19 protein-coding genes are annotated in these 20,465 nt (G+C 64.4%); 16 read left to right on the forward strand and 3 right to left on the reverse strand.

The features are described 5' to 3' along the window. Positions 1-37: 37 nt before the first annotated feature. Both J3485_RS16890 and J3485_RS16895 read right to left on the reverse strand, forming a co-directional pair. Positions 38-1,633 (reverse strand): methyl-accepting chemotaxis protein, encoded by a 1,596-nt coding sequence (locus J3485_RS16890; RefSeq protein ID WP_206955846.1) that lies wholly within the window; start codon positions 1,631-1,633, stop codon positions 38-40. Between the two features lie 216 nt (positions 1,634-1,849). Beyond that, the gene (locus J3485_RS16895; protein WP_206954872.1) at positions 1,850-2,926 is read right to left on the reverse strand and encodes an MBL fold metallo-hydrolase; all 1,077 of its coding nucleotides are present in this window, start codon (positions 2,924-2,926) and stop codon (positions 1,850-1,852) included. A gap of 102 nt (positions 2,927-3,028) precedes the next feature. Here J3485_RS16895 and J3485_RS16900 point away from each other — a divergent pair, with 102 nt between their 5' ends. From J3485_RS16900 to J3485_RS16930, 7 genes are all read left to right on the forward strand, one after another. Beyond that, positions 3,029-3,472 carry a MerR family transcriptional regulator gene (locus J3485_RS16900; protein ID WP_206954873.1) on the forward strand — a complete coding sequence of 148 codons (444 nt, stop codon included), beginning with the start codon at positions 3,029-3,031 and terminating at the stop codon, positions 3,470-3,472. Between the two features lie 7 nt (positions 3,473-3,479). Continuing rightward, a complete protein-coding gene (gene aceK, locus J3485_RS16905) occupies positions 3,480-5,333 on the forward strand; it encodes a bifunctional isocitrate dehydrogenase kinase/phosphatase (protein WP_206954874.1) in 1,854 nt (617 codons plus the stop codon). Positions 5,334-5,411: 78 nt separating this feature from the next. Beyond that, positions 5,412-6,173: a carbonate dehydratase gene (gene can, locus J3485_RS16910; protein WP_206954879.1), complete on the forward strand. Its 762-nt coding sequence runs from the start codon at positions 5,412-5,414 to the stop codon at positions 6,171-6,173. Then, positions 6,166-7,371 (forward strand): acetyl-CoA C-acetyltransferase, encoded by a 1,206-nt coding sequence (locus J3485_RS16915; RefSeq protein WP_206954881.1) that lies wholly within the window; start codon positions 6,166-6,168, stop codon positions 7,369-7,371. The genes can and J3485_RS16915 overlap by 8 nt, the downstream gene beginning before the upstream one ends. 94 nt (positions 7,372-7,465) lie before the next feature. Next, positions 7,466-8,143 carry an SDR family oxidoreductase gene (locus J3485_RS16920; protein WP_206954882.1) on the forward strand — a complete coding sequence of 226 codons (678 nt, stop codon included), beginning with the start codon at positions 7,466-7,468 and terminating at the stop codon, positions 8,141-8,143. Positions 8,144-8,200: 57 nt separating this feature from the next. After that, positions 8,201-9,334, forward strand: a complete 1,134-nt coding sequence (locus J3485_RS16925; protein ID WP_206954886.1) for an acyl-CoA dehydrogenase family protein — start codon at positions 8,201-8,203, stop codon at positions 9,332-9,334. Further along, positions 9,331-9,792 carry a YchJ family protein gene (locus tag J3485_RS16930; RefSeq protein ID WP_206954888.1) on the forward strand — a complete coding sequence of 154 codons (462 nt, stop codon included), beginning with the start codon at positions 9,331-9,333 and terminating at the stop codon, positions 9,790-9,792. Before J3485_RS16925 ends, J3485_RS16930 begins: the two co-directional genes overlap by 4 nt. Positions 9,793-10,004: 212 nt before the next feature. Here J3485_RS16930 and J3485_RS16935 read toward each other — a convergent pair whose 3' ends face one another. Continuing rightward, positions 10,005-10,343, reverse strand: a complete 339-nt coding sequence (locus J3485_RS16935) for a hypothetical protein (protein ID WP_206955884.1) — start codon at positions 10,341-10,343, stop codon at positions 10,005-10,007. Here J3485_RS16935 and J3485_RS16940 point away from each other — a divergent pair. The 9 genes from J3485_RS16940 to J3485_RS16980 all read left to right on the forward strand — a co-directional run bounded on the left by J3485_RS16940 (position 10,258) and on the right by J3485_RS16980 (position 20,409). Beyond that, positions 10,258-11,562, forward strand: coding sequence for an alpha/beta hydrolase family protein (locus J3485_RS16940; protein ID WP_206954891.1), 1,305 nt, complete (start codon positions 10,258-10,260; stop codon positions 11,560-11,562). The two genes, J3485_RS16935 and J3485_RS16940, sit on opposite strands and share 86 nt — an antisense overlap. A gap of 421 nt (positions 11,563-11,983) precedes the next feature. Next, on the forward strand, positions 11,984-13,360 hold the full coding sequence (gene bioA, locus J3485_RS16945; protein ID WP_206955847.1) for an adenosylmethionine--8-amino-7-oxononanoate transaminase: 1,377 nt from the start codon (positions 11,984-11,986) through the stop codon (positions 13,358-13,360). After that, positions 13,360-14,541 carry an 8-amino-7-oxononanoate synthase gene (gene bioF, locus J3485_RS16950; protein ID WP_206954893.1) on the forward strand — a complete coding sequence of 394 codons (1,182 nt, stop codon included), beginning with the start codon at positions 13,360-13,362 and terminating at the stop codon, positions 14,539-14,541. Before bioA ends, bioF begins: the two co-directional genes overlap by 1 nt. Next, complete coding sequence (gene bioD / locus J3485_RS16955) at positions 14,538-15,263, forward strand: dethiobiotin synthase (protein WP_206954895.1); 726 nt, start codon at positions 14,538-14,540, stop codon at positions 15,261-15,263. The genes bioF and bioD overlap by 4 nt, the downstream gene beginning before the upstream one ends. Before the next feature lie 55 nt (positions 15,264-15,318). Next, entirely contained in the window at positions 15,319-16,392 is a 1,074-nt protein-coding gene (gene bioB, locus J3485_RS16960; RefSeq protein WP_374192429.1) for a biotin synthase BioB, read from the forward strand. A gap of 596 nt (positions 16,393-16,988) precedes the next feature. Continuing rightward, a complete protein-coding gene (locus J3485_RS16965; protein ID WP_206954900.1) occupies positions 16,989-17,690 on the forward strand; it encodes a hypothetical protein in 702 nt (233 codons plus the stop codon). Positions 17,691-17,796: 106 nt separating this feature from the next. Further along, a complete protein-coding gene (locus tag J3485_RS16970) occupies positions 17,797-18,750 on the forward strand; it encodes a 2-hydroxyacid dehydrogenase (RefSeq protein WP_206954902.1) in 954 nt (317 codons plus the stop codon). A gap of 112 nt (positions 18,751-18,862) precedes the next feature. Next, a complete protein-coding gene (locus J3485_RS16975) occupies positions 18,863-19,786 on the forward strand; it encodes a hydroxymethylglutaryl-CoA lyase (RefSeq protein WP_206954905.1) in 924 nt (307 codons plus the stop codon). 110 nt (positions 19,787-19,896) lie between these two features. After that, a complete protein-coding gene (locus J3485_RS16980) occupies positions 19,897-20,409 on the forward strand; it encodes a YbaK/EbsC family protein (protein ID WP_206955848.1) in 513 nt (170 codons plus the stop codon). Positions 20,410-20,465: the final 56 nt, after the last annotated feature.

A 20,465-nucleotide genomic window follows, 5' to 3' on the forward strand; every position in this document is an offset into this window, starting at 1 on the left:
GCACCGCAACAGAGAACCGCGCCCACCGCCACCTCGCTCAAGCTGCCAGCCGTGTCGCGTGCGACGCCGCGTGCGGGCGTGGTCGTCCGGCAGGTGTCTGCGCGGACCGAAGCGGCACGGCCGCCGCGGACGTCTCGCCCAGGTGAAAGCTCGCCACCGCATCGCGCAGCGCCTGCATCTGCTGCGCCATCGCCTGCGAAGCGGCCGACAGCTCTTCGACGAGCGCGGCGTTCTGCTGCGTGACTTCGTCCATATGGCTGACCGCTTGATTGACCTGCGCGATGCCGCGGCTTTGCTCGACCGAGGCGGCCGAGATCTCGTCGACGACGTCGGCCACTTTCCCAGCCCCTTGCTGAATTTCAGCCATGGTGCGTCGGACCTGCGCCGCTTGCGATTCGCCCGTACAGACTGTCGTGACCGATGTCTCGATCAACCCCTTGATTTCCTTTGCGGCGCTCGATGCGCGCTGCGCGAGACTGCGCACTTCGCCTGCCACGACGGCGAAGCCGCGGCCCTGCTCGCCGGCGCGTGCGGCTTCGACGGCCGCATTGAGCGCGAGGATGTTCGTTTGGAACGCAATGCCGTCGATCAACGCGGTGATTTCTCCGATGCGCGACGAATGCCGGCTGATCTCGGCCATCGTCGACACCATCGATTCGACGATGCCATGCGCCGTGTGCGCGACCTCGGACGCGTTGCCGGCCAGCGCGCTCGCGGCCTTGGCGTTTTCGGCGTTCTGCGACACCGTCGCCGTGAGTTCCTCCATGCTCGCGGCGCTCTCCTCGAGCGAGGCTGCCTGCGTCTCCGTGCGAGCGGACAAATCGGCATTGCCCGCGGCAATCTCGCGAGTTGCGCCGCTGGCCGACTCGGAGGCCACCCACACTTCGCGCAGCGCGGCCGACACACGTTCGATGAGATCGTTGAATGCGACGGCGGTGCGGGTGAGTTCGTCGTTGCCGAGCAAGGGCGCGCGCAACGTGAAGTCGCGCGAACTGCTGATGCGCTCGATCGCCGTCTGCAAGGAGGTAATGCCTGTGTTCAGGGAGCGCGCAAGCTTGAAGATCATGACGCAGACGATCGCGATGCCGACGAGCATGACCGAGATCACGGTGACGAATACCGAATCGACGACGGCGTGCGCATCGGCACTTCGCCGCTTGGCGACCGTGTTCATCTCGTCGGCCATCTTTTCGAGGTCATGCTGAAACGGCTCGAAATCGGAATGGTAGAGGGCGGTCGTTTGATCCGTGGCCGCCTTCGCGTCATGGGCCGCGAGGTCGATCAGCGTATGCGATTTTTGATCGTAGGCGTTCCACTTGGCGATCAGTGCGCGAAATTCGTCGGCGCGCGCGGGATCGACGATCGACGTGTTCAACGTCGACGACCATTTGCCGATGTTCTGTTCGGCATCGGCAAAGACTTTTTTCGTATCGTCGGTGGTCGGATCGAGCTGGATGGTGGAGAGCGCGCTCGCCTTGATCTCGGTGACGCCTTGCAAGACGTCCTCGCGTTGATGCGAGACGTCCTCGGCTTTCATCGCATCCTTCAGACCCATTGCGCACACGAGAACGCCCGCGCCCATCGACAGCACGGTCACCAGTGAAAACACCTGCAGCTTGCGCCGAATATTCATCATTTGCCTCGCGGTTCAGAGTGCAGACATCGGCGCGCCGACTGCTTTCGTCGGGTTGCCCATCGGCTTTACGGCACGCCGAGTATGCACATTGAGTGAGGACAAATACGGGCGTAAAAACGCGACCGCGCCGCTTGTGCGCGGAGACGGTTCGTGTTGGATGCACTTTCTATGCGCCATCTGCCGCGATCACTTGCGGCAGATGCGAGGCCAGCCTTACGCGGCGGGCGCGAACCGCATGATGCCGTCTGCGCCTTCGATCCGGGCGAGTTCGCCGGCGAGCCAAAGCAAATGCAAATGGGCGAGCGCTTCGCCCATTGCAAACGTCATTTGATGGATGTCGAGCGCGCGTTTGAACATCATCGGCACGATGTCGGCCGCGCTCATCGGCTGGCTGGCGCACGCCTCGCGCACTTCGGCGAGCCGCGCTTCGTGATGCGCGCGAAGCTGCGCGATGCGCGTATGCATCCCGCGAAACGGCTTGCCGTGCGACGGCAAAACGAGCGTATCGGCGGGCATCGACTCGTAGCGTCCGAGCGATTCGAGGTAGAGCGCGAGCGGATTGCCTTCGGGCTCGATATCGAAAACGGAGACGTTCGTCGAAATGCGCGGCAGCACCATGTCGCCGGAGATGAGCACACCCGCTGCCTCGCAAAAAAGCGCCGCATGCTCGGGCGAGTGCCCGTAGCCCGTCACGACGCGCCAATCGTTCGCCCCGATTCGAAGGACGTCGCCCTCGCGCATGCGCCGGTACTGCGACGGCACCGACGGTACGAGCTTCGCGTAATAATCGCGACGGTTGCGCAGCTTGTCGAGCGCAACGGGGTCGAGCAGCCCATGCCGGGCGAAATGGCGCGCCGCGCCTTCGCCGCCGGCGTTCGACCCGTCCCCCGCCGCCATCACGCGCCCGAGCATGTATTCGCCGAGCGTGATCCAAAGCCGCACGTTCCAGCGCTCATGCGCGCCGCCCCGGCAGATCCAGTCGGCAAGACCGAGATGGTCGGGGTGACAATGCGTGACGATCGTGCGTAAGATCGGCAAGCCGCCGAGCTCGTGCTCGAAAATGCGCTCCCAATTGGCCTTGATCGCCTCGTCGGCAATGCCGCAATCGACCACGGTCCACCCCGCCCGGCCGTCGATTTCGTCACGCAACAGCCACAAATTGATGTGATCGAGCGCGAACGGCAGCGGCATGCGCACCCAATAGACGCCGGGCGCCACCTCGCGCAAACGCCCCGGCTCAGGCAATTCGTCGGCGAACGGATAGTCGAGTTGATGTTCCAACGCATTCATCGGGAAAATCTCGGTCGAACGCAACCGGCCCATCGCCAGTTGCACTTTGTTGAAGTTGACGATAACGTAAACGTCCGTCGATTCTACCCCGACGCGTCCGCCATGACCCAGCACTTCACGATTACCGAACTCGCGCGCGAATTCGACGTTACGCCCCGCGCCATCCGCTTCTACGAAGACCAGGGGCTGCTTTCGCCGCGTCGCGAGGGCGCGAACGGCCTGCGGCGCGTCTATGCGGGCCGCGACCGCACGCGCTTGAAGCTGACGCTGCGCGGCAAGCGGCTCGGCTTCACGCTGTCGGAAATTCGCGATCTGCTCGACCTCTACGAGTCGCCGACCGATACCGTGCCGCAATTGCATGCGTTCCTCGCGATGATCGCCGAGCACCGCCAAGTGCTCGAACGTCAGCTCGAAGATTTGACCGCCACGCTCGAAGACTTGGCGCAATATGAAGCGCAGTGCCGCTCGATGCTGGCCGAAAACGGTATCGACGCCCCGCGCAAAGGCGTAGCGAACGACAGCATCGCGCAATCCGAGGGCACATAGAGAGCACATGAAGCACTTTCCCAAACTGCTGTCGTCGCAGATCGGCTTCGACGTCGCACAGACGATGCTCGAGGGGTTCAATCGGCACTACGGCAATTTCCGCGACGCCGCCGTGCGCGCGAAGACGCTGTTCGAAGCCGCCGATTGGCCCGCGCTGCAAACGCTCGCGCGCGATCGCATCGCGTCGTACGACGACCGCGTCGAGGAATGCGTGCATCTGCTCGAAGACGAATACGACGCCGAGAACATCGACGACGAAGTCTGGCAGCAAATCAAACTGCACTACATCGGCCTGCTGACGCATCATCTGCAACCCGAATGCGCCGAAACGTTCTTCAATTCGGTCTGCTGCAAGATTCTGCATCGTTCGTACTTCAACAACGATTTCATCTTCGTGCGGCCCGTCATCTCGACGGAGTACCTCGAAAACGAGGAGCCGGCGGCGAAACCCACCTATCGCGCCTACTACCCGGGTAAAGACGGTTTGGCCGCCACGCTCGAGCGCATCGTCACGAATTTCCAGTTGGAGCCGCCGTTCGAGGATTTGACGCGCGACGTCGCCTGCATCATCGATACGATCCACGAGACGTACGGCGCCTTCTCGGAAGCGTTCAACTTCCAAGTGCACGTACTTTCGTCGCTGTTCTTTCGCAACAAGGCCGCCTACATCATCGGCCGCATCATCAACGGCGAGGTGCTGCTGCCGTTCGCCGTGCCGGTCCGTCACACGAAGCCGGGCCTGCTCGCGCTCGACACCGTGCTGCTCAAGCGCGAGCAGCTTCAGATCATCTTCAGCTTCTCGCACTCGTATTTTCTCGTCGACATGGACGTGCCCTCGGCTTACGTCGATTTCCTCGGCACGATCATGCCGGGCAAGCCGAAGGCGGAGATCTACACGTCGGTCGGCTTGCAAAAACAAGGCAAGAACAACTTCTATCGCGATCTGCTCAAGCACCTTTCGCATTCGAGCGATCACTTCATCATCGCGCCCGGCATCAAGGGGCTCGTGATGGTCGTCTTCACGCTGCCTTCGTTCCCCTACGTCTTCAAGATCATCAAGGACGTATTTCCGCCCCCGAAGGACACCACGCGGCAGAAGATCCAAGACAAGTATCTGCTCGTCAAGCGGCACGACCGGCTCGGGCGCATGGCCGACACGCTCGAATATTCGAGCGTCGCGCTGCCGCTCGCCCGGCTGGACGAGCAACTCGTGCGCGAACTCGAGAAGGAAGCGCCGTCGATGATCGAATACGAAGGCGATTGCCTCGTCATCAAGCACGTCTATATCGAGCGCCGCATGGTGCCGCTCAACCTGTTCCTGCAAAACGGCACCGAAGCCGACATCGAGCATGCGGTCAAGGAGTACGGCGATGCGGTCAAGGAACTCATGCAGGCGAACATCTTCCCGGGCGACATGCTCTACAAGAATTTCGGCGTCACGCGGCACGGGCGGGTGGTGTTTTACGATTACGACGAAATCGAATACTTGACGGACTGCAACGTCCGTCACGTGCCGCAAGCGCAAACCGAAGAGGACGAGCTCTCGGCCGAGCCCTGGTACGGGGTCGCGCCCAACGACATCTTTCCCGAGACATACTCGACGTTCCTGCTCGGCGACCCCACCGTGCGCCAGTATTTCATGCGCCATCACGCCGATTTCTTCGACCCCAAGCTCTGGCAAAAACATAAGGAGCTGTTGCTCAAGGGCGATCTGCCCGACTTCTTTCCCTACGACCAAAGCGTGCGCTTCAGCCATCGCTTTCCCGCGCGCTTCGCCGCGCCGCACGATGCCGCTGCGGCCCAAGAAGCCGCGGCGGCAGGCACAGACGGCGGCGGCACGGATGCGGCACGCGCGGCATGAGCCTGCTCGCCATGCACTCGGTCGGCTTTCCTTCATAGCCCGTCAGGGCTCAACCACTACGACGCACTACGACGCCCTATGAACGATCAGAACCATCCGCTCGCACAACTGTTCGCCAATAACGAAGCGTGGGTCGAACGCATGCTCGCCGAAGACCCGCAATACTTCGCGCGCCTTGCCGATCAGCAAGCACCCGAGTATCTGTGGATCGGCTGCTCCGATTCGCGCGTACCCGCGAATCAAATCATCGGCCTGCCGCCCGGCGAAGTGTTCGTCCATCGCAACATCGCGAACGTCGTCGTGCACTCGGACCTGAACTGCCTGTCGGTCGTCCAATTCGCCGTCGATCTGCTTAAGGTCAAGCACATCATGGTGGTGGGCCATTACGGCTGCTCGGGTGTCGGCGCCGCGCTGCACGATCGCCGCGTCGGCCTGGCCGACAATTGGCTGCATCACATTCAAGACGTGCGCGCCAAGCACGAGGCGCTGCTCGAACAATGGCCGATGGTGGCGCGCCATCGCCGCCTCGTCGAGCTCAACACGATCGAACAAGTCGTCAACGTCTGCCGCACGACGATCGTCAACGACGCCTGGGCGCGCAGCCAGCCGCTCACGGTGCACGGCCTCGCCTATGGCGTGCATGACGGGCGCGTGCGCAATCTCGGCATGACGATTTCGAGCGCCGACTCGCTCGAGAAAACCTATCAACGCTGTGTCGCCGCGCTCTCGGCCGAGCAGGCCGGAACGGCGCAAAACGACGTGGTCGCCGCCGACGCCGCGGATCTCGCGAACGTCGAAGCCGTGGCCAAGGGTGTGATCAAGGAGCTCAAACATGACTGACGCAACGCACAACGCGAAAGACCCGATCGTGATCGTCTCGGCGGCCCGTACGCCGATGACGGCCTTTCAAGGCGAGTTCGCCTCGCTCACGTCGCCGCAACTCGGCGCCGCGGCCATCGCGGCCGCGCTCGAGCGCTCGGGCCTGAAAGCCGAGCAAGTCGAGGAAGTGCTGATGGGCTGCGTGCTCCCCGCGGGCCTAGGCCAGGCCCCGGCGCGCCAAGCGGCGCTGGGCGCGGGCCTGCCGCTCGCGACGGGCTGTACGACCGTCAACAAGATGTGCGGCTCGGGCATGCGCGCGGCGATGTTCGCGCACGACATGCTCGCGGCCGGCTCGGTCGACGTCATGATCGCAGGCGGCATGGAGAGCATGACGAACGCGCCGTATCTGCTGCCCAAGGCACGCGGCGGCATGCGCATGGGACACGGCCAGGTGCTCGATCACATGTTCCTCGACGGCTTGGAGGATGCCTACGACAAGGGCCGCCTCATGGGCTCGTTCGCCGAAGAATGCGCGAGTGCTTACGGCTTCACGCGCGAAGCGCAGGACGCGTTCGCCATCGAATCGCTGCTGCGTGCCAAGCGCGCGAACGAAGACGGCTCGTTCGCCTGGGAAATCGCGCCCGTGACGGTAGCGGGCCGCAAGGGCGACGAAGTGACGATCACGCGCGACGAGCAACCGTTCAAGGCCAATATCGACAAGATTGCGACGCTCAAGCCGGCCTTCAGCAAGACGGGCACGGTCACGGCCGCGAACGCATCGTCGATCTCGGACGGCGCCGCGGCGCTCGTCATGATGTGCGCGTCGACCGCGGAACGGCTCGGCCTCGATCCGCTTGCGCGCGTCGTCGGCCATTCGTCGTTCGCGCAAGAGCCGTCCAAGTTCACGACGGCGCCCGTCGGCGCGATCCGCAAGCTGCTCGAGAAAAACGCATGGCGCGCGAACGACGTCGATCTCTATGAAGTCAACGAAGCATTCGCCGTCGTCACGATGGCCGCGATGAAGGACCACGGGCTGCCGCACGAAAAGGTCAACGTGAACGGCGGCGCCTGTGCGCTCGGCCATCCGATCGGCGCCTCGGGCGCGCGCATTCTCGTCACGTTGATCGGTGCATTGCGCAAGCGCGGCGGCAAGCGCGGCATCGCAAGCCTGTGCATCGGCGGCGGCGAGGCAACGGCGATGGGCGTCGAGATCCTCTGAACGATCGGCGCGGCCTGCGCATCGATGGTGCGCGGGCATCGTCGATGCGCATCGCACGAATCGAACGCGAATGCATCGCGACGGGAGTGGATCGATGAAGACAGTCTTGATCGTGGGCGCATCGCGCGGCATCGGCCACGAATTCGTGCGCCAGTACGACGCGGCCGGCTGGCGCGTGATCGCCACGGCGCGCGACGGCAAATCGCTCGCCGAACTCGACGCGCTCAACGTGTCGACGATTTCGCTCGACGTGACCGAGCCGGACGACGTCGCCGCGCTGGCGGGCAAGCTCGCCGGCGAGCGGCTCGACGCGGCGCTCATCGTGGCCGGCGTCTACGGGCCCGCCACGGAAGGGGTCGAGTCGTTCACCGTCGAAGATTTCGATTACGTCATGACGACCAACGTGCGCGGCCCGATGATGCTCATGCCCGTGGTGCTGCCGCTCGTCGAGTCGGCCCATGGCGTGCTTGGCGTGGTGTCGAGCCGGATGGGCAGCATCACCGAAGCGACGGGCACGACGGGCTGGCTTTATCGCACGAGCAAAGCCGCCTTGAACTGCGCGTTGCGCATCGCGGCGTTGCAGACGCGACGCGCCACTTGCATCGCGCTGCACCCCGGCTGGGTGCGCACGGCGATGGGCGGCGCGCAGGCGGCGATCGACGTCGGGCGCAGCGTCTCGGGCATGCGCTCGGTCGTCGCCGCGGCGTCGGTCGATCGCGAAACGTATCACGGCCGGTTCGTTCAATACGACGGGACGGCGATCGATTGGTAGATGACGGTAGATCGCAAGCAGTCCTAAGCAAATACGACATTCAGGGAGACGTCGGCCATGGTGCTCGACCAAGATCACTCGATGATACGAGACGCCGTGCACACGTTCGTGCGCGAGGCCATCGCACCCCATGCGGCCACATGGGACCGCGAGCGCACGTTCCCGAAAGACGTGCACCGGCAACTCGCCGAGCTCGGCGCCTATGGCGTGCTCGTGCCCGCGGAGTATGGCGGTGCGGGCCTCGATGCGCTTGCGCTCGCCGTGATCCTCGAGGAGATCGCGGCCGGCGACGGCGGCACGTCCACCGCCATCTCGGTCAACAACTGTCCCGTTTGCAGCATCTTGCTCGCCTATGCCAGCGAGCAGCAAAAGCGCGAATGGCTGACACCGCTCGCGCGCGGCGACATGCTCGGCGCATTTTGTCTGACGGAACCTCAAGCGGGCTCGGACGCGTCGGCGCTTCGTACCGTCGCCGTGCGCGACGGCGATAGCTACGTCATCGACGGCGTCAAGCAATTCATCACGAGCGGCAAGAACGGCGACGTCGCGATCGTCCTGGCCGTCACCGACAAAGCCGCCGGCAAGCGCGGCATCAGCGCGTTCATCGTGCCGACGAATACGCCCGGCTACGTCGTCGCAAGGCTCGAAGACAAGCTCGGCCAGCATTCGTCCGACACGGCGCAGATCGTCTTCGAAGGCTGCCGCGTCCCGGCTGAAAACATGATCGGCGCGGAAGGCGAAGGCTACAAGATCGCACTGTCGGGGCTCGAAGGCGGGCGCATCGGCATTGCCGCGCAAAGCGTCGGCATGGCGCGCGCGGCGTTCGAAGCCGCGCTGGCCTATGCGCGCGAGCGGGAAAGCTTCGGTCAGCCGCTCTATGCACACCAAGCCGTTCAATTCCGCTTCGCGGACATGGCGACGCAACTCGAAGCCGCCCGTCAGCTCGTCTGGCATGCCGCTTCGCTCAAAGACGCGGGCCTGCCGTGCCTGACCGAAGCGGCGATGGCCAAGCTGTTCGCGTCCGAAGCGGCCGAGCGCATCTGCTCGGCCGCGATCCAAGCGTTCGGCGGGTATGGCTACGTCAGCGACTTCCCCGTCGAGCGCATCTATCGCGACGTGCGCGTCTGTCAGATCTACGAAGGCACGAGCGATATCCAAAAGATTCTGATCGCACGGGGGCTTGCTCGATGACGGCAGCCGGCACGCGCAGGAGCGCACCGCTCGAGTGCCCCTGCGGGGGCGCGGCACCGGGCCGCCCCGCGAACGCGCGGCCGCCGCGATTCGATGCCTGCTGTGGCCCGTATCTCGACGGTCGCGCCGTGGCGCCGACGGCGCTCGAACTGATGCGCTCACGCTACACGGCCTACGTGCTCGGCCACACAGACTATCTGCGCGCGACATGGGACGCTGCCACCTGTCCCGCCAACCTCGACGTAGAGGCCAACGCCCTCGACGCAGCCGACGCACCGCGCTGGCTCGGCTTGCAGGTCAGACGATTCGAGGCACAAGACGCGCGTCATGCGATCGTCGAATTCGTCGCTCGCTACAAACAGGGCGGCCGCGGACACCGGCTGCACGAAGTCAGCCGCTTCGTGCGCGGCGAAGACGAACGCTGGCGCTACGTGGACGGCGACGTCAGCGAGCGCTAACTCGCGCTCCTTTTCGGGCCATCTTTGCTGCGGCAAAGGTTGCCGACACATCGACTCGGGCCGCTACGCGCCCCGGGTTCTCCTGCATTGCACGGATCATTTCAGCAACGCTACGATGACCATGCTCGTGGTGTGTTGGCGTTCGGCCGGCTGCAAATGCCGCCGACAACAATCGAGCGCACGGTTTAAGCCTTTGCTTAACGCCTAGCGGATCATCGCCGCACGCCACGCTCCCGCTGTTTTGCGCTATTGGCCGCCGCTTCTTCGCCGCTGCCGAAGGGGCGAATTGCGGCCGGTGCCGGCCTCTTTTCAGGCAACGGCATCGCGAGCGGCTCGCGGATACTGACAGTGCCGGGTTGATCGACATGCCCGGTTCGTCGTCGCGATGCACTTTTGTGATTCAGGGCAGACACGCGCATGAGTTTAAAAAACGTATTCGTCGGTTGTTTGTGCGCGTGCGCATGGATGAGCGCTTTCGCCGACGCAGGTGCGAGTGCAAGTGCGGATACCCACGCCACCGCGCCGTCGCCGAGCGCCGCCATGCGCGACATGACGATCGCCTCGAACGACACGAGGCCGCTCGCCCGCGCGCGCATCGCACCGCTCGACTTCGACGACACGGCCTATGTGCTGCCCCCGCTCGCGGGAAACATGAACGAGCACATCGTGCGCATTCCCGTCGATGCGGCCGGAAAGATCACGCTCGAGGCGACCATCTACAAACCCGACGGCGAGGGCCCGTTCCCGCTCGTCGTCTTCAATCACGGCAAGATCGAGGGCGATCCGCGCGCGCAACCGCGCAGCCGTCCGCTCTCGTTTGCGCGCGAATTCGTGCGGCGCGGCTACGTCGTCGTCGCGCCGAACCGCGAAGGCTTCGCCGATTCGGGCGGCACGTATCAGCAAGAAGGCTGCGACGTGGAGAAAAACGGCGTCGCGCAAGCGAACGACGTCAAGGCGACAATCGCCTACATGTCGAGCAAATCGTATGTCGATGCCTCGCACATCGTCGTGGCCGGCACGTCGCACGGCGGCTTGACGACGATCGCCTACGGCATGGGCGCGGCGCAAGGCGTGCGCGGCCTCATCAATTTCTCGGGCGGCCTGCGGCAAGACGCCTGCGCCGGATGGCAGGACAACCTCACGCAGGCGTTCGCGCAATACGGCGACGCCGTGCGCACGCCCTCGCTCTGGATCTACGGCGACAACGATTCGGTTTGGAGTCCTAACTTAACGAAGCGCATGTACGCCGCCTATGTCGAGCACGGCGCACCGGCTAAGATGGTCGACTTCGGCGATTACAAGAACGATGCGCACCGGCTCGTCGTCGATCGCGACGGCGTGCGCATCTGGTGGCCGTCCGTCGCGGCGTTCCTCGAGCGGATCGGTATGCCCACGCGCGTGCAGTATGAAGTGCAGGGCCCGACCATGCCGCAGCCGTCGGGCTATGCCTCGATCGACGCGGTGAGTTCCGTGCCCTACGTCGACGCGGCAGGTCGCGCCGCCTACCGCACGTTCTTGGATCAGTACCCGACGCGTGCGTTCGCCGTGTCCGCCTCGGGCGCGTGGTCGTGGGCCGAAGGCGGCGACAATCCGATGTCGGTCGCGCTCGCCAATTGCCGCAAAGAAAACGGCAATTCGCCGTGCCGGCTCTACGCCGTCGACAGTCAGGTCGTGTGGAACGACAAGTCTTCCGCGACCGTCGACACTCAAACGGCATTATCGACGAACCGCGACGACGCGAACGAAGCGGCGCTCGCCAGCCGCGATTGATCTCGCGCGAGCGCCCGCTCGCGCTCCCCCTTTCCTCTCTTTTTCCGCCGAACGCCCCCTCGGCGTGCCTTGGCGCATTCGGCGCGAGCGTCTCGCCCAGCTCATAAATCGGTTCCAGGCACACCGCTCGCAAATTTTTTTGCTGGCGTGACATCACTCTGCCGTCGTCATCTGAGCCGATTTCGATCGATCTTGTCCGAAGCGTCGCCACCTGCACCGAACAGCCCCAAATAGCCAATCTGGGTGCCGCGCGCGGACAGGTGCAATTGCGCGCCGAACGCGCTAATCTCACGCCGTTTTTGTCCGCGCAGCAGCCATCGCCGATGCAAATCGACGTACCTGTCGCGCGTTTTTCGCATGAACCGGGGCGCGAACGTGTTGCCGGCTTCGTGTCATGGAGCGGTGATTGAACAGACAACTGATCGACGACCCTAACGCGCATGCACAGGCCGACCGAGGCGAGGCCGATCGCGATTGGGTGGCCCGGAGCCTGAAGGCCGTCTGGCATCCGTGCACGCAGATGAAGCATCACGAGCGCCTGCCGCTCGTGCCCGTCGCGCGCGGCAAAGGCGCCTGGCTGTATGACCGTGAGGGGCGTCGCTATCTCGACGCGATCAGCTCATGGTGGGTCAACCTGTTCGGACACGCGAACGACGACATCAACGCGGCATTGAAGGCGCAGCTCGATACGCTCGAGCATGCGATGCTCGCCGGCTGCACGCATGAAGGGGCCGTGGAGCTCGCCGAACGGCTGTCCGCGCTGACCGACGGCACGCTCGGCCACGCGTTCTTCGCATCCGACGGCGCATCGGCCGTCGAAATCGCGTTGAAGATGAGCTTTCACTACTGGCGCAATCGCGGCCGCGCGGAAAAGCGTGAATTCGTTTGCGTCGCCAACGGCTATCACGGCGAAACGATCGGGGCGCTCGGCGTAACCGACGTCGCATTGTTTAGGACCGCTTATGATCCGCTGATTCGCCCGGCGCATATCGTCGCCTCACCCGACGCGCGGCGCGCCGAACCCGGCGAAAGCGCGCGCGACGTCGCGCTGCGCGCGTTGGAAGACGTGCAAGCCCTGTTCGAAGCGCAAGCCTCGCGTATCGCCGCGCTCATCGTCGAGCCGCTCGTGCAATGTGCGGCCGGCATGGCAATGCATGACGCGGCTTACGTGACGGGCCTGCGCAAGCTCTGCGACGACTACGACGTGCATTTGATCGCCGACGAGATCGCTGTCGGCTGCGGGCGCACGGGCGCGTTCTTCGCCTGCGAGCCAGCCGGCATCTGGCCGGACTTCCTCTGTCTATCGAAAGGGATCAGCGGCGGCTATCTGCCGCTTTCGCTCGTGCTCTCGCGCGACGAAATCTATTTCGCGTTCTACGACGACGACACGGCGCGCGGCTTCCTGCACTCGCATTCGTACACGGGCAATCCGCTCGCCTGTCGGGCGGCACTCGCGACGCTGGACCTATTCGAGCGCGACGACGTGCTCGTTCGCAACGCAACGAAAGCAGCCATGTTGATGGAAGCGCTATCGCCACTGCGATCGCATGAGGCCGTGCGTCACTTGCGCCGAACCGGCACGATCATCGCCTTCGACGCGGCGATCGAGGGCGATGCCGCCCGCACGTTCTCGCGGCGCTTCTTCGAGCATGCCTTGTCGCGCGAGTTGTTGTTGCGGCCAATCGGCACCACGGTTTACTTGATGCCGCCATATATTTTGGACTCCGAAACAATCGCGCTGCTTGCCTCGCGTACTTGCGAGACGTTCGACGCCACGCTCGCCGACGGAGCCCGCTGATGTTTCTGCTCGATACGCTGCACGAAGGGCTCGCCGGTCTCGACGCGCGCGGCCTCACGCGCCGGCGGCGCACCGCCGATACGCCGTGTGCGGCTCATATGACCGTCGATGGCCGCGAAATCGTCGGCTTCGCGAGCAACGACTATCTCGGGCTCGCCGCGCATCCGCGCCTGACCGAGGCGATGGCCGAAGGCGCACGCCGCTATGGCGCCGGCAGCGGCGGGTCGCATTTGCTCGGCGGCCATTCGCGCGCACATGCGTTGCTCGAAGACGAACTTGCGGCCTTCGCGGGCGGTTTCGTGGATGCGCCGCGCGCGCTGACGTTCTCGACGGGCTATATGTCGAATCTCGCCGCGTTGACGGCGCTCGCCGGGCGCGGTACGGCACTGTTTTCCGATGAGCTCAATCACGCTTCGCTCATCGACGGCGCTCGCCTGTCGCGCGCCGACGTGCAAATCTATCCGCATGCCGATACCGAGGCGCTCACGGCTATGCTCGAAGCGTCCGACGCGCCGGCGAAGGTGATCGTGACCGACGCCGTGTTCAGCATGGACGGCAGCATTGCGCCGCTCGCGCGGCTCGTCGAACTGGCGGAGCGGCACGGCGCGTGGCTCGTGGTCGACGATGCGCACGGGTTCGGCGTGCTCGGGCCGCGGGGCCGCGGCGCCGTGGCGCAGGCCGCGCTGCGCTCGCCCCATCTCGTCTATCTTTGCACGTTCGGCAAAGCCGTCGGCGCGGCCGGGGCCGCCGTCATTGCGCACGAGACCGTCATCGAATGGATGCTGCAGCGCGCGCGGCCCTACATCTTCACGACGGCCGCGCCACCGGCCGCCGCGCATGCGGTTTCGGCCAGCCTCGCACTCATTGCAGGCGAGGAAGGCGAGGCGCGCCGCCGGCATCTCGCGGCACTCATCGCACGCACACGCGAGATCCTGCAGCGCACGCGCTGGCGTCCGATCGATTCGCCGACAGCCGTGCAGCCCCTCGTCATCGGCGGCAACGACGAGACGCTCGCGCTGGCCGCATGCCTCGACGCCGATGGCATGTGGGTGCCCGCGATCCGACCCCCAACAGTTCCAGCCGGCACGTCGCGCCTGCGCATTTCGCTGTCGGCGGCCCACAGCTTCGACGATTTAGCGCGGCTGCAAGCCGCGCTCGTTCGCGCGGGAGAATCCGCATGAGTTCGCCGCTTTCGCTCTTCGTCACCGGCACCGACACCGAGATCGGCAAGACGCTCGTTTCGTGCGCGCTGCTGCGCGGTTTCGCGAAGGCAGGGCTATCCGCCGCCGCGATGAAGCCGATCGCCGCCGGGGCGCATTTCAACGCGGACGACGGCATGTGGCACAACGAGGATGCCGATCAGCTAGACGAAGCGTCAGGCGCCTTGCTGCCGCCCGAAGTCAGAACGCCTTACCTGCTCAAAGCACCGGCCGCACCGCATATCGTCGCCGCGCAGGAAGGCCGGACACTCAAACTCGCGCCGATCGTCGAATGCCATCGCGAGGCGATGCGGCGCGCCGACGTCGTCGTCGTCGAAGGCGTCGGCGGTTTTCGCGTACCGCTCGATAACAAGCGCGACACGGCCGATCTCGCACTCGCGCTTGGCGTGCCCGTCGTGCTCGTCGTCGGCGTTCGGCTCGGTTGCATCAATCACGCGCTGCTGACGGCCGAGGCGATTGTCGCGCGCGGCCTGCGCATGGTCGGCTGGGTCGCGAACATCGTCGATCCCGCGATGCGTTTCGTCGACGAGAACGTCGAGACCCTGCGCGAATGGCTCGATCGCGAGCACGGCGTGCCGCTGATCGGCACGGTGCCGCATCTCGCGCCACCCTCCGCGGAACGCGCTGCCGCGTACCTCGACATCGACACGCTCCTGCTTGCGCTGCGAAGGCACGCAGGCTGATGCGCCTCTTCGATTTGCCCTTTCGATACGATCGATTCCCAACCGAATGAACGATATGACTGAAGCCCAAAACGCGATGCAAACCGCCGCGCCGAGCAACCCAACGACAGCGGGCAAGCAAGCGAAAGCGAACCCTGCGCAGCGTTGGCGCGTTGCCGACGTCGTCGCGCTCTACGAACTGCCGTTCAACGATCTGCTTTACCGCGCGCAGCAAGCGCACCGTGAGCATTTCGACGCGAACGCGATTCAACTCTCGACGCTGCTCTCGATCAAGACGGGCGGCTGCGAGGAAGACTGCAAATATTGCTCGCAGTCGTCGCATTACGACACGGGCCTCAAAGCCGAAAAGCTGATGGACGTGGACGCCGTATTGGATGCAGCGCGCGTCGCGAAGGACAACGGCGCGACACGCTTTTGCATGGGCGCCGCGTGGCGTAGCCCGAAGGATCGCCATCTCGAACCGATCAAGGAAATGATCCGCGGCGTGAAAGCGATGGGGCTCGAGACGTGCATGACGCTCGGCATGCTCGAAGACCATCAAGCGAAGTCGTTGCGCGACGCCGGGCTCGACTACTACAACCACAATCTCGATACGTCGCCCGAGTTCTATGGGCAGATCATTTCGACGCGCAGCTACCAGGAACGGCTCGATACGCTCGAGCGCGTGCGCGATGCCGGCATCAACGTCTGCTGCGGCGGCATCGTCGGCATGGGCGAATCGCGCCGCGAGCGCGCGGGGCTCATCGCGCAACTCGCGAACATGGACCCGTATCCGGAGTCGGTGCCGATCAACAATCTCGTGGCGATCGAGGGCACGCCGCTCGGGCACGTCGAGCCGCTCGACCCGTTCGAATTCGTACGCACGATCGCCGTTGCGCGTATCACGATGCCGCGCGCGGTGGTGCGGCTTTCCGCCGGCCGTCAGCAGATGGACGACGCGTTGCAGGCCCTATGCTTCCTGGCCGGCGCGAATTCGATGTTCTATGGCGATCAATTGTTGACGACGGGCAACCCGCAAGCCGACGCCGATCGCAAACTGCTCGAGCGGCTCGGCATGCGCGCGGCGAGTGCGGCGCCGGCGCCGCTCGAGGAAGCCGAGCCGTGCTCGCGTGCGCGCGGCGGCCACTGACGCGCCCGACGCCCGGAAGCGCGCCGCTCGGTCCTTCTTGATCGACAAATCGCCGTATTGATCGGTACAGACGAAGCGCCCGTTTTCGGTCATCAGGTAAATCGTTTCGATGTTCATAGGCTCTATTCCGGGAATAAAACACGCGTGGATAGGAAGGCAATGGGCTAGTACGTAGTACGCGGCGGCTCGTTGCCCGCTTTATCTCATGTGCGAGACGGTCTATCGCCGCGCGTCGGCGTTTTCGGACAATCGCGCGGCGCGTCCACATCCTAGGAAGTTCCTGTCGATCGCTCCGCCTTGCGCCGCCGCGTAATTGCTTTCGCGGCTCGGCGGGGCTAACGTCGTTTTACTTATGGAGAGCACGCGCGAATGCCTCGAGTTGCGCTCGGAGCAAGGGGGCGCGGCGTTGACCCCAACGGGACCGACGTATCGGAACGCGTATGTGGAAAAGTACAATTGGACGCAAGCGTAAGACCAGCCCGCGCGCAAGGAGATCTCCTACGCCGCCTCCGGTCGAGCCAATACCGAGAGAGCGGCAATCGTCATTGTCGGAGCGGCGTGGTTTCACCGCACCTGCCCTACGCCCGATCAAACAGATGCGGCCGCGCGCCAGTACCGCCTCCGTCTCTCCCGCGGGCTCGACCACGCCCACCACGCCGCTTTCGGCGATGGTGCATCGCAAGTCTTCGTACTCGAACGAAGTCGTGTCTTCCGAGGACTCCTCCGACGTCTCGCTCCAAAGCCCACCGGTCCGAAAGACGACGCGAGAGTGGCTGGCCGACCTTGACGCGGCAAGCACCAGCACCGCTGTGCGTAGACCTTTGATGGACGTGGTGACGCGCTATCCGAAATGGGACGGACAAAAGCCCATATGGGCCAGAAGTTCGAAAGAAATCGGCGGAAGCAACTACGACTGCGTCCTTGCGGCATTTCGCTCGGCGAAAGGGAAAACGCTTGATGAAAGCGCGGTGAGCAACCTAAACACTTCGGAAGACCGAAACATCAGGAAGGTCGCGCAGATATATGGAATGCGGGAAATCAAGGGCAGGGATTTGAAGGCGCAACTGCCGAATGTCAGCCCCAACGAAATTGACCGGTATACCGAATCGAATTCCCCGAAGCACAGGCGAGCATTCATACAGACTCCCGCACTCGACAACGCTCCCGGCAGATATCACGCCTACGCGGCAATCGGCATCGACAGCGAAACAGACAAGGTCATCGCATGGGACCCCGATGCAGATCATCTCGATCTGAAACTCGTGCCTCTGTCCTTGATCGAGATGACTTTCATCTGATCGAATCAATGCGCTCGCGCGGATGGTAGGGCCACGCTCGGCTTTAAAATGACGCCCATCATCAGCCGATATGGGCCGCGCTTCGCGCCACGCCCCGAGCCATCACATGAGAATTCTCTTCTACACGCCGCACGCCGACGACGCGCCCGCCTGGATCGCATCGCTCGCGCGTGCGCTCCCGTTTGCCGAGGTGCGCTTATGGTCGCCGGGCGACACGGCGAGCGCCGACTACGCCATCGTCTGGCGCCCGCCGGCCGAACTCTTCGCGCCGCGCGAGGGCTTGCGCGCCGTGTTCGTGCTCGGCGCCGGCGTCGATGCGCTGCTCGCGCTCGAACGGCGCGAACCCGGCACGCTACCTAACGTCCCACTCGTGCGGCTCGAAGATACGGGGATGGCAGAGCAAATGGCCGAATACGCCGTCCACACCGCGTTACGCTACATGCGCCGCTTCGACGAATACGAGCTCGCGCAGCGCGAAAGCGCCGGCAACGCACCTTGGCAAGCGCTCGAGCCCCATCGACGCGAATCGTTTCACGTCGGCGTGCTCGGTCTCGGCGCACTCGGCACGCACGTAGCGAAGACGCTTGCCTCGCTGGGCTTGCCCGTTCGCAGTTACAGCCGATCGACCAAAACGATCGACGGCGTCACCGCCTTCTCGGGCCGCGCCGAATTGCCCGCGTTTCTCGACGGCCTGAAACTGCTCGTCAATCTGCTGCCGAGCACGCCCGACACCGAGGGCATCTTGAACCGAGACACGTTCTCTTTGCTCGCGCACGGCGCCTATCTCGTGAACTTGGCGCGCGGTGCCCACCTCGTCGAGCACGACCTCATCGACGCGCTCGACGAAGGTCGGCTCGCCGCCGCGACGCTCGACGTCTTCGCGCACGAGCCGCTGCCGGCCGAGCATCCGTTCTGGCGCATGCCGCGCGTCACGATCACGCCGCACATCTCGGCGCTGACGCTACGCGAGCCGGCGGTCGAGCAAATTACGCGTAAGATTGAAGCACTTGCGCGCGGCGAAAGGATAGGCGGCATCGTCGACCTTCTGCGCGGCTATTGAAATCGCGAATGGCGGTGTTTGAAAGCATTGGGTTGCGCCTGCATCCGCATCGACATCGACATCGCACCAATTTACTTAGCATTCCGAACGAATCCCATCGAGGAGACATCCCATGTCTTTGCCTAGCGCAGTCAAGATCGTCGAAGTCGGCCCGCGTGACGGGCTGCAAAACGAAAAGGAATTCGTGTCGACGCAGATCAAGATCGATCTCGTGAACCGGCTGTCGGCGGCAGGTTTTCGCAATGTCGAAGCCGCTTCGTTCGTCTCGCCCAAATGGGTGCCGCAAATGGCCGACGGCGCGCAGGTGATGAGCGGCATCGAGCGCCGTGCGGGGACGATCTACTCGGTGCTCACGCCGAACATGAAGGGCTTCGACGGCGCGCTCGCCGCGCGTGCCGATGAGATCGTCATCTTCGGCGCGGCCAGCGAGGCGTTCTCGCAAAAGAACATCAACTGCAGCATTGCGGAGAGCATCGCGCGCTTCGAGCCTGTCGCGCGCGCCGCGAAGGAAAGCGGCATGCGCGTGCGCGCCAGCATCTCGTGCGCGCTCGGCTGCCCGTATCAAGGAGACGTGCCGGTGCCGGCCGTGGTCGACGTCGTGCAACGCATGGCGGCGCTCGGCTGCGACGAAATCGATATTGCCGACACGATCGGCGTCGGCACGCCGGGACGCACGCACGAAGTGTTCGCCGCCGTCACGAAAGTCTTCCCGCGCGAGCAATTGTCGGGACATTTCCATGACACGTACGGGCAAGCGCTCGCGAACATCTACGCTGCGCTGCTCGAAGGCATCGAGATCTTCCACGCATCGGTGGCCGGGCTCGGCGGCTGTCCCTACGCGAAAGGTGCAACGGGCAACGTCGCGACCGAAGACGTTCTGTATCTGATGAACGGCCTCGGCATCGAGACGGGTATCGATCTCGACGCGGTCGTAGCGATCGGCGATTTCATCTCGAAGGCGATCGGGCGCACGAACGTCTCGCGCGCAGGGCGGGCTTTGCTCGCCAAAGCGGCCAACGCCGCATGCGCGTCGTAACGGCGGCGGCGCGGCGACGAACGAACCGATCGACGCAACCGAATCGACGAACATAACGAAACCGCAGGAACGAATGCGACATGGAGCATCCGCACTTCACGCCGACCAACATGCCGGGCACATCGGACGCCGCCGAACCGCTTGCGGCACTGCCTGATTCGGCTCAACGCGTGGCGTTGCTGCTGCGCGAACGCGGCCACGAAAAGCCGGTCGTCATGCTGCCGCACACGGGCAAGACGTCGGCCGAGGCCGCGGCGGGGCTCGGCTGCTCGGTCGCGCAAATCGCCAAGTCGATTCTGTTTCGTCGCCGTGACGACGGCACGCCCGTGCTCGTCGTTGCGAGCGGCGTCAATCGCGTCGACGAAGACAAAGTCGCGCAGCACGTCGGTGACATCACCCGTGCCGATGCGAAATTCGTCCGAGAAAAAACCGGGTACGCGATCGGCGGCGTCTGCCCGATAGGTCACCTGACCCCGCCCGTCACGCTCATCGATGCGGATCTACTCCAACTCGACAGCCTGTGGGCGGCAGCGGGCCATCCGCACGCGGTGTTCAATCTGTCGCCGCAGGAGTTGATCGCACTGACGGGTGCGCCTGTGGTCGACGTCGCGCTGCGCGCTTAGGCGCGCGGGGGCTGCGCCGCGCAACGTCGCGCTGAATCGACGCACAAAAAAAGAAA

Source organism: Trinickia acidisoli (genome assembly GCF_017315725.1).
In the GTDB taxonomy this organism is placed as follows: domain Bacteria; phylum Pseudomonadota; class Gammaproteobacteria; order Burkholderiales; family Burkholderiaceae; genus Trinickia; species Trinickia acidisoli.

What these genes read in the sequence shown, in the direction of transcription:
- J3485_RS16895 (WP_206954872.1), bottom strand. Translation starts at nt 2,926, where the DNA reads ATGAATGCGTTGGAACATCAACTCGACTATCCGTTCGCCGACGAATTG.
- J3485_RS16975 (WP_206954905.1), top strand. Translation starts at nt 18,863, where the DNA reads ATGTCTTTGCCTAGCGCAGTCAAGATCGTCGAAGTCGGCCCGCGTGAC.
- J3485_RS16925 (WP_206954886.1), top strand. Translation starts at nt 8,201, where the DNA reads ATGGTGCTCGACCAAGATCACTCGATGATACGAGACGCCGTGCACACG.
- J3485_RS16890 (WP_206955846.1), bottom strand. Translation starts at nt 1,633, where the DNA reads ATGAATATTCGGCGCAAGCTGCAGGTGTTTTCACTGGTGACCGTGCTG.
- J3485_RS16930 (WP_206954888.1), top strand. Translation starts at nt 9,331, where the DNA reads ATGACGGCAGCCGGCACGCGCAGGAGCGCACCGCTCGAGTGCCCCTGC.
- J3485_RS16900 (WP_206954873.1), top strand. Translation starts at nt 3,029, where the DNA reads ATGACCCAGCACTTCACGATTACCGAACTCGCGCGCGAATTCGACGTT.
- J3485_RS16965 (WP_206954900.1), top strand. Translation starts at nt 16,989, where the DNA reads ATGCGGCCGCGCGCCAGTACCGCCTCCGTCTCTCCCGCGGGCTCGACC.
- J3485_RS16940 (WP_206954891.1), top strand. Translation starts at nt 10,258, where the DNA reads ATGAGCGCTTTCGCCGACGCAGGTGCGAGTGCAAGTGCGGATACCCAC.
- J3485_RS16920 (WP_206954882.1), top strand. Translation starts at nt 7,466, where the DNA reads ATGAAGACAGTCTTGATCGTGGGCGCATCGCGCGGCATCGGCCACGAA.
- J3485_RS16915 (WP_206954881.1), top strand. Translation starts at nt 6,166, where the DNA reads ATGACTGACGCAACGCACAACGCGAAAGACCCGATCGTGATCGTCTCG.
- J3485_RS16980 (WP_206955848.1), top strand. Translation starts at nt 19,897, where the DNA reads ATGCCGGGCACATCGGACGCCGCCGAACCGCTTGCGGCACTGCCTGAT.
- J3485_RS16935 (WP_206955884.1), bottom strand. Translation starts at nt 10,343, where the DNA reads ATGTCGCGCATGGCGGCGCTCGGCGACGGCGCGGTGGCGTGGGTATCC.
- aceK (WP_206954874.1), top strand. Translation starts at nt 3,480, where the DNA reads ATGAAGCACTTTCCCAAACTGCTGTCGTCGCAGATCGGCTTCGACGTC.
- bioD (WP_206954895.1), top strand. Translation starts at nt 14,538, where the DNA reads ATGAGTTCGCCGCTTTCGCTCTTCGTCACCGGCACCGACACCGAGATC.
- can (WP_206954879.1), top strand. Translation starts at nt 5,412, where the DNA reads ATGAACGATCAGAACCATCCGCTCGCACAACTGTTCGCCAATAACGAA.
- J3485_RS16970 (WP_206954902.1), top strand. Translation starts at nt 17,797, where the DNA reads ATGAGAATTCTCTTCTACACGCCGCACGCCGACGACGCGCCCGCCTGG.
- bioF (WP_206954893.1), top strand. Translation starts at nt 13,360, where the DNA reads ATGTTTCTGCTCGATACGCTGCACGAAGGGCTCGCCGGTCTCGACGCG.
- bioB (WP_374192429.1), top strand. Translation starts at nt 15,319, where the DNA reads ATGACTGAAGCCCAAAACGCGATGCAAACCGCCGCGCCGAGCAACCCA.